Origin of the sequence: Rhodopirellula sp. JB055, assembly GCF_043100905.1 — a bacterium.
Classification (GTDB): domain Bacteria; phylum Planctomycetota; class Planctomycetia; order Pirellulales; family Pirellulaceae; genus Rhodopirellula.
The window spans coordinates 1-11,969 of sequence record NZ_JBICHO010000323.1; the positions used below are offsets into that span (position 1 = coordinate 1).

At 56.9% G+C, this 11,969-nt stretch carries 9 protein-coding genes and 2 pseudogenes; 3 read left to right on the top strand and 8 right to left on the bottom strand.

Annotated features, from left to right (window positions below):
- Positions 1 to 99: 99 nt before the first annotated feature.
- The 7 genes and pseudogenes from ACF8AM_RS12775 to ACF8AM_RS12805 all read right to left on the bottom strand — a co-directional run.
- Positions 100 to 528, bottom strand: a pseudogene (locus ACF8AM_RS12775) (dual specificity protein phosphatase family protein); the annotation flags it as partial.
- Positions 525 to 1,949: a dihydrolipoyl dehydrogenase gene (lpdA, locus tag ACF8AM_RS12780; RefSeq protein WP_392556003.1), complete on the bottom strand. Its 1,425-nt coding sequence runs from the start codon at positions 1,947 to 1,949 to the stop codon at positions 525 to 527. The pseudogene ACF8AM_RS12775 and the gene lpdA, both read right to left, overlap by 4 nt.
- A 233-nt stretch (positions 1,950 to 2,182) precedes the next feature.
- Positions 2,183 to 2,569 (bottom strand): hypothetical protein, encoded by a 387-nt coding sequence (locus tag ACF8AM_RS12785; RefSeq protein ID WP_392556004.1) that lies wholly within the window; start codon positions 2,567 to 2,569, stop codon positions 2,183 to 2,185.
- 34 nt (positions 2,570 to 2,603) lie between these two features.
- Entirely contained in the window at positions 2,604 to 2,906 is a 303-nt protein-coding gene (locus tag ACF8AM_RS12790) for a hypothetical protein (protein ID WP_392556005.1), read from the bottom strand.
- Positions 2,907 to 3,027: 121 nt separating this feature from the next.
- Positions 3,028 to 3,342 carry a hypothetical protein gene (locus tag ACF8AM_RS12795; protein ID WP_392556006.1) on the bottom strand — a complete coding sequence of 105 codons (315 nt, stop codon included), beginning with the start codon at positions 3,340 to 3,342 and terminating at the stop codon, positions 3,028 to 3,030.
- Positions 3,343 to 3,393: 51 nt separating this feature from the next.
- Positions 3,394 to 3,828, bottom strand: coding sequence for a hypothetical protein (locus tag ACF8AM_RS12800; protein WP_392556007.1), 435 nt, complete (start codon positions 3,826 to 3,828; stop codon positions 3,394 to 3,396).
- A gap of 50 nt (positions 3,829 to 3,878) precedes the next feature.
- Positions 3,879 to 5,132, bottom strand: coding sequence for a lipid-A-disaccharide synthase (locus ACF8AM_RS12805; protein ID WP_392556008.1), 1,254 nt, complete (start codon positions 5,130 to 5,132; stop codon positions 3,879 to 3,881).
- A 169-nt stretch (positions 5,133 to 5,301) separates the two neighbouring features.
- Here ACF8AM_RS12805 and ACF8AM_RS12810 point away from each other — a divergent pair, with 169 nt between their 5' ends.
- From ACF8AM_RS12810 to ACF8AM_RS12820, 3 genes are all read left to right on the top strand, one after another.
- On the top strand, positions 5,302 to 7,356 hold the full coding sequence (locus ACF8AM_RS12810) for an ATP-binding protein (protein WP_392556009.1): 2,055 nt from the start codon (positions 5,302 to 5,304) through the stop codon (positions 7,354 to 7,356).
- A gap of 10 nt (positions 7,357 to 7,366) precedes the next feature.
- Positions 7,367 to 8,716 carry a sigma-54-dependent transcriptional regulator gene (locus tag ACF8AM_RS12815; protein WP_392556011.1) on the top strand — a complete coding sequence of 450 codons (1,350 nt, stop codon included), beginning with the start codon at positions 7,367 to 7,369 and terminating at the stop codon, positions 8,714 to 8,716.
- Between the two features lie 145 nt (positions 8,717 to 8,861).
- The gene (locus ACF8AM_RS12820) at positions 8,862 to 10,298 is read left to right on the top strand and encodes a sulfatase (RefSeq protein WP_392556010.1); all 1,437 of its coding nucleotides are present in this window, start codon (positions 8,862 to 8,864) and stop codon (positions 10,296 to 10,298) included.
- Between the two features lie 262 nt (positions 10,299 to 10,560).
- On the opposite strand, the pseudogene zwf reads toward ACF8AM_RS12820, so the two are convergent.
- A pseudogene (zwf, locus tag ACF8AM_RS12825) lies at positions 10,561 to 11,964 on the bottom strand (glucose-6-phosphate dehydrogenase).
- Positions 11,965 to 11,969 lie beyond the last annotated feature (5 nt).

Sequence of the window (11,969 nt, forward strand, 5' to 3'; positions counted from 1 at the left end):
TCTTGTTTAACGGTAATAAACTCTGTTAAATTGGCATTTTCAATATTATCTTGAGCTTTATAAATTGCAGAAGGGGCTTTATCGTATCCAATTATTTTTAGCGATCAACCAGCAGATCGCGATGGTGGCACTGCGGGCTCGGCCGGCCTTGCAGTGGATGTAGACCGCTTTACCGTTTTCAACGTGGCGTTGGATGAACGCGACTCCGGTTCGGACGTCTTCAAGACTGGGGTGTGTGAAGTCGGTGATCGGAAGATGCAGTTGCTCGATGCCGTGCTTGGCATACTCTTCGACGGGACCACAGTATTCTTCACAAGTGTTGACGACGCCGCCGACATTGAGCTCGGCCAGGCCCTCAACGTCCCGTGCAAACGGGCGAGCACCGACGATCACCAAGGGATCGATCCAGTCAAACCAATTCCGCACCTTGAGGACTCGTCCAAGCAGCATGTTCCACCACAGCGTCGGGAGGAACACGACGCGGGCGTACAATCGCCTCAACCAGCCGGATGTTATCGGACCGCTCACGCTGTGTGGATCGGTCGGTCGTCCACGGCCATGGCGGCTTCGTGAACCGCTTCGGACAACGTTGGGTGAGCGTGGCAAGTGCGGACGATGTCTTCACTGCTGGCTCCGAATTCCATCGCCGCAGCGGCCTCCGCAATCATATCACCAGCACGCGGGCCGATGATGTGCACGCCGAGAACTCGGTCCGTTGCTGCATCGGCTAGGATTTTAACGCGACCGTCGATGTCGCCCAGTGTGCGGGCGCGACCATTTGCACCGAACGGGCAGACGCCTTTGTTGTACTCAATGCCGGCTTCCTTCAGTTCTTCTTCGGTTTTGCCCACCATCGCGATTTCCGGATGGGTGAAGACGATCGCTGGGATGACTTCATAGTTCATTTCCGAAGCGATACCGGCCATCAGTTCGACGCAGACAACGCCCTCTTCCATGGCTTTGTGAGCCAGCATCGCACCGCCGATGCAATCGCCGATGGCATAGATGCCTGGCACGGATGTTTCAAATTGATGGTTGACTTGGATGAAGCCACGTTCGTCCAATTTGACGCCCGCATTCTCTAGGCCCAGGTTCTTGGTCGCGGGAGCACGCCCGGTCGCCAGCAGAACGCGGTCACAGCGGATTGGGTCGCCGTCTTTGATTTCAACGACACAGGGTTTCTTGTCGCCGGGGTTGGGATCCACTTTCGCGGAAGCCACAAAGGTTCCGGTGCGGATGTCCATGCCTTGTTTCTTGAAGCTGCGGTGAGCCAAGTTGGCCATCTCTTTGTCGAGGCCTGGCATGATACGGTCAAAGGCTTCCAGGACGACAACGTTGCTGCCCAAGCGGTTCCAGACGCTGCCGAGTTCCAAGCCGATGTATCCGCCGCCGATGACGACCAACTCTTCTGGGACTTCGGGGTAAGAGAGTGCGGCGGTGCTGTTGCCGACGAGGTCGCCATCTTCTTCGACGAATGGCAGTTGGGCGGGAACGCTGCCGGGGCAGAGCATGATTTGATCGGCGGTGACCAGCGTGGGTTGGTCGTCGGCAGCACCTTCGCTCGGTGTGATCTCGATGGAGTCAACATCGCGAAGAATGCCGCGGCCGTGAGAAGCGGTGACGCCGCGGCGTTTGAAGAGCATGTCGATGCCGCCGGTCAGCGATTCGACGATCTTCTCTTTGCGTTTCATCATCACGCTGAGATCCAGTTCCAACTTGCCGACGTTCAGCCCGTGGTCCGCGAATTTATGCTGGGCTTCTTCGTACAAGTGGCTGGATTCCAACAGTGCCTTGCTGGGGATGCAGCCGACGCGGACACATGTCCCTCCATAGCGAGGGTTGTCATCGATGCAGGCAACGTCGATGCCGAGTTGAGCGGCGCGAATGGCGGCGACGTAGCCGGCTGGGCCACCGCCCAAAATGACGAGTTCGTGACGAGCCGTTTTCATAGCAATTGAGGTTCGAGTGCGGAGCAAGAGTCATGGCAAATCAGACTGAATTGTCAGATACGCAAAGCCGTTTGTCGACCGGAGTGCTGAGCGTTTGCCCAGGGTCGCAAGCAATCATCCAGTCCCGCCCCAGAACGGCGGCGGATGGAACGCAAAACGCCACACCAAATGGGTGGCGAATCACGCGTTCAATGAAAGGAGGCAGGTGTGGTAGCGGAGGAGCCGCGAACCGCTCACTGGCTGGCGATGGCACCGTCGAGAGCGATCGTGTCCGCAAAATCGTACGGGTGGAAGACTCGGCCGATCCGTTCAGCCAGCATTTGCAAGTACAGCTTGCGGAACTTCGATTCGGTCGTTTCGCTCGTGTATTGGCCAGCAGTTGATGGGTAAGTGTACTCGTCGATTTCCTTGCGGAAGATGACGCTTTCGGTGGCCACATCGAGGACGGTCAGCGTCACCGCAGCGGAACCGCGATAAAGCGTGGCTCCTTCGCGGAGTTTCAACCCGGTCAGTTCGATGGCTAAGACTTTCTCGGCGTCGACGCCTTTGCCGATGTCGAGGAAGTCGGAGTTTTCCCAACCGTGAGTGTCACGGTATTCCTGGATTTTGTCTTCTCGCACCAAGCGAATGTCTTTGATGTTGTTCAGCAGGATGTCACTGACTTTTTCGCGACAGGGTGCGAGCGGCGATGTCTTCGCTGTATTGGCTGCGGTCGGTGAATGTCACCACCGCGACCTTGGAATCCTTCAGCAGTTCGCACTCCGCAGGAACTTGGTCCGCCCCGACGGCGTGCATCAGGTTTGACATCAAACCCAAGCAACCGGTTTGCGTGGTGAGAAGCAATCCGGAAATCAGCAGCGATGAAACGGTGCAAATGAGAGCGGTGGATCGAGCTGGCATAATGAACGTCAAAGGGCAAGCGGCTAAGAAGACGACCTGATGTTTGGTCGTAAGCACTGCCGCCAACTCGATGCCACCCCAATCCGGTCGGGTTCAGCAAATGCGTCCGGAATTTTGCATTCCGGTCGGTTCCGTTTGCCGGCTTGCAAAAAACAGCCGGGCAAAACGAAGTTGTTGTTTAGAGAACAGCCGGGGCGACGATCAATTCGCGTTCGACTTGGAACAGCGTCACTTGCCAATCCGCGTCCTCTTCGGTTTTCGCTGGGTTCCATTTCATTTCGATCTGGATCACGCCGGAGAACTTTCCGCTGGGGTCACGCCAGTAGGTGTCGACTTTTTCACGGCCGTATTTTTGAAACACGCGAGGGCGGCGATCGAGCACCCATTTCACATCGGGGCCAACCTTTTTGACTTCCGCATAGGCACCGCTGCGGAAGTTTTCGAGTTGTTCTTGGGCGGCTTGGTCGAGTTCATAGGCCGCGTCCAGCTTCATGGTGGAAACTTGACGGTTCGGAGCCGATTTTTGCAGTTCCAGCGCCAACGGCTATTCCCCGTTAGCAGCCAGCTCGACGTATTGCTGAGCAAAGTAGGTGGCTTGGTCGCCCAGCGTCCGGTATTTCATGTAGTGAACGAAGAATCCCATTGACCCGAACAAACAAGCCAGGATCAATCCAAGTCTGGCGGCCGTGGTCCCCACTGGTTTCGTCGCCCCAGAGTGTTTGCGTAAAGCAAACAGGCAGAATGCAATCGCCAGAAGTGGCAGAACCAGCATCGGTTTGCCGACCGCTGCGGTGAAGCTGGTGAGGGCGATGAACAGTCCGATGAAGGCACTGATACGGACAGGGGCGACCTCTTCGACGACCACCTCCTCGTAACCTGCTTCGGCTCCCATTTTGGGGACATCCCGTTCGCGATTGGCGGCGGTGGCCTTGGCGGCACCGCCCAAAAACAACGACTTGGACGAATCAGGCTGGTTCATTTCGGAGTGAATGCGAAAAGAGGACCGCGGGATGAGATGGACCCGGGCTGTTACGCAGCTTGTCGTGTTTTGGTTTGTTCTGCGTCAGAATTCTTTTCTGCTGCCGAATCGGCGGATTCAAGCAGCTTCGAACGCAGTAGTTTTGCGGCGCGGCGGGACGCTCCTGGGCTGGCGTGCAGTTCTCGCAATTGCCCCAATTCCCGCCTGGTTTTCGCGTAATAGAACTTGTCGTGCAGCATCGCGTGCATGGTTTCAGTCAAGAAATCCACGGCGGGGGCCGGGTCGCCGACCGAGATGAACTCGGGGTAGATTTTTCTTCCGGCCATCAGGTTGGGTAGCGTGACGCTGTCGATTTTCAGCACGCGTTTGCCGACCGCGTGCAAGACTCGCCCGACGCGGTAAATCACGGCGGCCGGGGTTTCGCGAGCCAGCAGTTCGAGGCTGACGCTGCCGCTGACCATCATCGCACAGTGAGCCACTTCGATGATTTCGGACGTGCAATCCACGTAAAAATCAATCGGCAAATCGGAGTCTTGTTCCGAGAGTTGTTCGCGGCACCAGAGACATTGTTTGTCTCGGTAGGCTGCCACCGCGAATCGTACGTTCTGGCTCGATTCGCCTCCTTCGCGGTGCAGTCGGCGGATCGTTTCCAGTTGGATCGGAAAATTGGCGCGGACTTCGTGGTCGCGAGAACCTGGCAGGACGGCGACGATTCGTTCGCCCGATTGGGTTTGCTGGTGAAAGCGTCGCATCACGGCAGTGTCGAGTTGTTGTTCCTCGACCGCATCGAAAAATGGGTGCCCGACCAGGCTGACGGGAATCTCGTGTTGATCGAAAAAGGCCTCCTCCACCGGCAAGACGGCGACGACGTGATCAACGCTGCGTTTCATTTTCCGGACTCGCCATGCACCCCAAGCCCACAGTTGCGGCGGGCAATAGTAGTGCACCGGAATGCCGTATTTCTTGGCTCGTTTCGCGATGTGCCAATTGAAGCCGGGGAAGTCGACCAGGACGACGGCGTCCACTGAACCGGACCGGAAGATGGCTTCGGCCTGATCGGCGAACCGGAAGAATTCGCGAATCTTGGGCAGGACCTCGACGATTCCGACCACCGCGTGGCGGGTCAGGTCCAGGTCAACGCGACAACCAGCGGCCAGCATCGAGGGGCCGCCAAATCCGCGGCAGACGACACGTTCGGTGTTCTGCATCGCCAGGCCACCCGGATTCGTCAATTGGCGAATCAGTCGAGCGGCATGTTGGTCGCCGCTCGGTTCTCCGACGGAAAAGAAGATGGTCTTGGTCACGTGTGACAGTCCCCGGCGATCGTGGATCAAAGTTCAGCCAAGGGGTATAGAAAAACGAGCTCTGGCGACGCAAGTTCGATCCGCTCTTGCCACTCCGACCCGCCCGCGATACTCTTCGAAATGTTGAACAGGATGTTTCACACCGTAGTGGTCAAGGATGCCGATTCGGATGCGAAAAAACAGACCTCATGAGGCGGGCCGTCTCTCTGCGACGCATTCGCCGGCGCCTCTCTTTGGATCCGAAACGGAGGGTCGCTCCGCGGACGCTGCTGCCATCCCGGTATCGGACAAGGAGTCCACGTCGACCAAGCCCATTGGTTCCGTTGCGAGCGAGTCTCTGTTCTCTCTCGGAGAGCCAGCCTCCGGTCAAGAATGCAGTGCCAGCGATCGGTACACTGATGGCCGGGAATACCGTGACGGCCAGGATTACTCTGCCGAAAAAGCAGCGGCCAAGTGGTCCAACCGGAAACGTCGCTTTCGGACCGATTCAGGTGTGTGGCGTTTGGCCCCGCGAGGCAAGTTTCCCAAGCTGACATCGATCCAAGGGAAACTGCTGACCGGAGCGTTGGTCCTGGTCGCACTGGTGATCACGCTAGGCGGTGTGGGGATCTTTGGGTTGTATCAGTATCGGAACCTGGCTGATGCGATCAGCTCGCGTGCCAAGGAATTGCCGATGGCAACTCAGATTGCCCAGGCCGCGGCGAAAGCTCGCGACAGCAACACGAGACTGTGTCAGATGCGAGCCCAGGCGACGATGATCAACGCGTTTGGAATGCCGCACGCTGATCTGCAACTTGAAAACGAGACGTTCCGTGAAACGATCAGCGAGCTCGATCGCGCGCTCGAAACCTACGCGATGATGGTGAAGATGAAGGTCGAGCAACCGCAGGACGTCGAAGCGGGAGCCACGTTGATCAACCCAGAAACACAGCACGAGTCGCTCGGCAACGTACGCAACATCCTCAACGAGATCCGCGAAAACCAACACAACTTGGATTACTTGGTCATCGATCGGCAGACCAGTCGCAATAAACTCGATGAACGTTTGGAAAGCCTAGTCGGCGAAACTCGCGATCACCTCGTTTTGATCCACAGTCAGATGGCAGCGTTCAGTGACCACGTGAAAAGTCGCTACCGGTTGGGCATCGGCGTCGCTTGGATCCCGTTCGCTCTCGCGATGGTGATCTCGGGGGTGATGGTTTGGATTTTTCAGACAACCGTTATGGCGCCGTTCAACAACTTGGTCATCGGTGCTCGCTTGGTCGCTCGTGGCCAGTTTGAACATCGAATCGACTTGGGCACCGGGGACGAGCTCGGTGAACTTGGCGTGATCTTGAACGAAATGACCGACCGTTTTCAAAACAGTTTGGCTCACATCGAAAAGATGTGCGACGAACTCGATCAAGAGGTCAAGGTTCGTTCGCAAGAAGTGATTCGCAACGAGCAGCTTGCCGGCGTCGGGTTCTTAGCCGCTGGTTTTGCTCATGAGATCAACAATCCCATGGCCGCGATCGCTTGGAGCGCCGAGGCGATTGAGTCGCGAATGAATGACTTGATGATGCTGCCCGATGACCAGCGTTTGCTCGACAGCGAGATGACGGAGAATTGGCGTGAGAACCTGCAACGCATCGAAGGCGAGGCGTTCCGCTGCAAGTCGATCATCGAAAAAATGCTGCTGTTCAGCCGGATGGGCCAAGTCGAGAAAACCGAGTTTGATATTGTTCCCTTGGTCAACGACGTGATCGAGATGGTGGGGACGTTGGGCAAATACCAATGCCAATCCGTGCGAGTGTTCGGCAGCGACTCCGCGACGGTCTACGCCAACGATCAAGAGATCCGCCAAGTCATTCTGAACTTGGTCACCAACGCACTGGAAAGTGTTGATTGCGATGGCAGCGTCGACATCTTCGTTCACCAAGGTCCCAAAATGTCGGCCGTGCGTGTGAAAGACACGGGGTGTGGGATGTCCGCTGAGGTTCAGGCTCACTTGTTCGAGCCGTTCTTCACTCGGCGTCGTGATGGCACCGGCACCGGGTTGGGACTGAGTATTTCGCACCGAATTGTTTGCCAACACGGCGGTCAATTGGTCGCTCGAAGCGAAGGCGAAAATCAAGGCAGCGAATTTGAATTGCGATTGCCGGTTGCGGCGATCACCGAAGAAGTCACTTCTCCCGCGTTTGAAAGTTGGAAATTCCAAGATGCCCAGCAAACCCAAGCAGCCTAAGTCCGACGGCATGCACATTCTTTTCGCGGACGATGAGCCTCAATTGCAAAAGTTGATGGGCACCGAGTTGCCGCGGATGGGATACCGCGTGACCGTGTGCCCCGACGGGGAAACCGCCGTCGATGTGCTGTCCAAGGAACCCATTGATTGCTTGCTGGTCGACCTCGACATGCCAGGCATGAGTGGGATCGATGTGATCGCTCGCGCCCGCGAAATTCGGCCGGAAATCGAAGCGGTCGTGATGACGGGCAAACCCAGTCAAGAGACCGCGATCGAGGCACTTCGCCACGGCACATTTGATTACCTGATGAAGCCCTGTCGGTTGGCTGATATTTCCGCGCTGATGGGACGCGTCAGTGAGCGGCGTGAGTGGAATCGCTTGGTCGCGGCGCTTCGCCATCGACTGCAACGTGCCGAAGGTCATTCGGATTTGATCGGTGAGAACCAATCCATGAATGCGGTCCGCAAACTGATCGCTAAAGTCGCGCCGACTGAATCGACCGTGTTGATTCGCGGGGAAACAGGTTGTGGCAAGGAATTGGTCGCTCGCGCGATCGCAGACGAAAGCCTTCGCAGTGAGCAGCCCTTCGTGGCGATCAACTGCGGTGCGTTGCCTGAAACTCTGATCGAAAGCGAACTGTTCGGGCACGTCAAAGGTGCCTTCACCGGTGCCGATTCGGCTCGCATGGGATTGTTCGAAGTCGCCAGTGGCGGCACGTTGTTCTTGGATGAGATTGGCGAGCTACCATTGGCCGTCCAGGCAAAGTTGTTGCGCGTCTTGGAGACAGGCGATATTCGTAGGCTGGGTGACAACCAGAGCGTCCGGGTGGACGTCCGAGTGGTCTGCGCGACACACCGTGACCTGGAAAAGATGGTCAGTGAAGGCACATTCCGCGAAGACTTGATGTTTCGCATCAACACATTTGAACTGAGGTTGCCCGCGCTTCGCGATCGCATCGATGACTTGCCGGCGCTGGCGGAGCACTTGCTGCGTCGTCACCGAGCCGATGGCAGTGATGGTCAGCTCTTCACCGAAGCCGCGATGGCTGAACTGCAGGCGCATCAATGGCCGGGCAATGTGCGAGAACTCGCCAACGTGATCGAGCACGCTTCGGTGTTGTGTGACGCCTTGCCGATCGATGTCGAACATTTGCCTCAGCACTTCGCTCGACGACAGTTGCGCGCTGATTTGGCGGACTCTGCACCGATGACAATGCGAGAGATCGAACAGCTCGCGATCGAGCGGGCAATGACTCGGCACAACGGCAATAAAAAGGCTGTTGCGGAAGAGCTCGGGGTCTCGTTGAAGACGCTCTACAACAAATTGAATGCCGCATCCGAAGCCGCAGAGGCGGCATGATCTGAGTGCGGAGTTGAGGGGAAATTCGCTCGTGTTCTCAAGCGGATTTAGTTGACGCCGACCATTTGGGGTAAGATATTTGCGCCGCTGCAGCGTTGGTTTGCTGCCGTCTTCCAAGCAAATGTCCCCACATTGCCAGGTTTTCATGTCGATCACTCTTAGAATCGTTGCCGTCGCGTTCTTGCTGTGTTCCTGCCAGGTGGTCGCGTCCGCGACTTGCCCGCCACCCAATGTTTTGATCGTGATGGCGGACGATTGCACGTACAACGATTTGCCGATGTACGGGGGCGAAAACGCGAAAACGCCTCACTTGGAAGAGTTCGCTAAGCAGGGCATGGTTTTTGATCGGGCGTTCCTGGCGGAGGCGATGTGCCAGCCTTGCCGAGCGGAGTTGTACTCGGGTTTGTATCCGATGCGGAACGGATGCAATTGGAATCACTCGGCCAGTCGCGGTGACATCGAGAGCATGCCGCAGCATCTGGCTCGGCTTGGGTATCGGGTTGGTTTGGCGGGCAAGGTTCATGTCTCGCCTGCATCCGCCTTTCCGTTTGAGTTGGTTGACGGTTGTGACAAGAATTGCGTTCGCAACCCGACTCGTCCAATGCAACTCGATTCCATTCGTGAGTTCATGGATCGTGACGATGGGCAACCGTTCTGTTTGGTCGTTGCATTGGTCGAACCCCATGTGCCGTGGGTGATGGGCGACGCCAGCGCTTACCCGCCTCGGAAGTTGAAGCTACCGCCCAACATCGGTGACACACCTGAGACTCGGTCCGCGTTCGGACGCTACTTGGCGGAGATCACGTACATGGATGGCCAGTTCGGGAAATTGATGAGTGAATTGGAGGCGGTTGGAAAGACAGATGAGACGGTGGTGGTGTTCACGTCGGAGCAAGGCTCGCAGTTCCCTGGTAACAAGTGGACGAATTACAACACGGGTGTGCATACCGGATTGATCGTGAAGTGGCCCGGTGTCGTTGCTTCAGGAACCAGAACCGAGGCCGTTGTGCAGTACGCGGATGTGTTGCCGACGTTGGTGGATATCGCGGGAGCGACTCCTCAACCGGGCACGTTTGATGGATCGAGTTTTGCTGGCGTGCTTCGAGGCGAGAGTGATGTGCATCGCGAATACGCGTATGGAACGCACAACAATATTCCGGAAGGGCCGCCGTATCCCATTCGTTCCATCACGGATGGTCGGTATCACTACATTCGCAACTTGCAGAACGAGAACCTGTACATCGAGAAGCATTTGATGGGCATCAAGGGCAGGGGCGAACTGAACAACAAGTACTGGCAGACGTGGGTCTTTCAAAGCTTTGAACAGCCTGAGATTTTGCGGCTGATTCAGCGATACCAGTTGCGTCCCCAGGAAGAGCTGTATGACATGGCCAGCGACCCATACGAGATGAACAATTTGATCCAGGATTCCAGTTTGGCTGGCGTCCGCGAAAAGCTGCGGGCGGAGCTAGATCGTTGGATGGAATCGCAAGGGGATCCAGGTGCGGAGCAGGACACGGTTGAGACTCACCGCGCCGCCAAGAAGGGGAAGCACCTATTTGGGATTGGTGCGGAAGGGTAGGCTCGGGTTGAAACGGGCAGCGGTGATCGCGGGGCGGTTGTTTGTGGGGTGGTCGACTGGGGGCCCCAGTCGACTACATAGGTTGCCGTCGGGGGGGCCCGGTCGACTCCATCGGTTGCCGACTGGGGGTCCCAGTCGAGTACATCGGTTGCCGACCGGGGCCCTCCGGTCGGTCGAGTCTGCTCGGCGCGGTTACGGGGGTGGTCGACCGGGGCTCCCGGTCGACCGATAAAACCTCAGCATCAGTCGCAAGGGTGACGGCTCAGATCACAGGGCAGACATCGAACCACTCGCGTTTTTGATCGAACATCCACTGCGAGCATTCCTCAGGGCCCCACAGGCCAGTCGGATAGGTGTGCAGTGGCGGTGCGGCGGGGCTTCGCCAGGCTTCGATGATCGGATCGATGATGCTCCAGGCGAGTTCGACTTCATCGCCGCGAGCGAAGAGGCTGGCGTCACCTTGCACGGCATCGAGTAGCAGACGCTGGTAAGCATCAGGCATCTCATCACCGCCAATGGAATCTTGGAAATTGAATTCCAAGTGATTGGTGCGAGTTTTCATTCCCGCGTCCGCGACTTTGGTTTCGAAGTGCAATTGAATGCCTTCGGCAGGTTGGACTTGGATGACCAAGCGGTTGCCCAGCCGATTCTTTTGGTTCGATCCACCGAAAAGTTGGTGAGGAACGTTCTTGAACTGGATCACGATCTGTGTCGTGCGACACGACATGCCCTTGCCACTCCGCAAGAAGAACGGAACGCCCTGCCATCGCCAGTTGTCGCAGTACAGTTTCAGAGCGGCGAACGTTTCCGTTTGGCTGTTCGGTGGCACGCCTTCTTCTTGTAAGTAACCCGCGTATTGGCCGCGAACAGTCTGTGCGGCGAAATCGCCACCGGTCATTTTGCGGACGCTGTGCAGGACCTTGACCTTCTCGTCTCGGACCAGCGTTGATTCGAATTTTGGGGGCGGTTCCATCGCTGTGATCATCATCAATTGCAGGATGTGATTCTGGAACATGTCGCGAAGGATGCCGCTGTTGTCGTAGTAACCCGCCCGGCGGCCAATCACGACTTCTTCGGCCACGGTGATTTGAACGTGGTCGATGTAATTGCGGTTCCAGAGCGGTTCAAAGATGCTGTTGGCGAACCGCAAGGCAAAGATGTTCTGAACGGTCTCTTTGCCCAGGTAGTGGTCGATCCGGTAGATCTGGTCTTCGCGAAAAACGTTGTGGATCGATTCGTTGAGGTTTTGCGCCGTTTTGAAATCGGTGCCAAAGGGTTTTTCGATGATCACCCGGCGAGCACCGTTTTTGTCGCATGCCAACCCCGCGTCGCCGAGTCGCTGGATCGCTTCTTCGTACAGTTGTGGCATGGTCGACAAGTAGTAAACCCGGCCAGTCGGTTTGCCCTCTTCGATTTCATCCAAGAAACTAGCGAGCGATTCGAAGGAGCTCGCGTCCTTGATGTCGCCCGGCTGATAGAAAATGTTTGGAGCGAAGGCGTCCCAATCTTCGGTCCGGAACGATTTGCCAACGAATTTCGCAGTCGTTTCGCGAAGCGATTCTCGCCACTGAGAGTGTTCGTTGGGGCTTCGCGAGACGCCCACGATGCGAGTCGATTAATGCCGTCGGGCGCGAGAGAAGAGGCGGGCAAGCGCGGGGAACAAAATTGGGG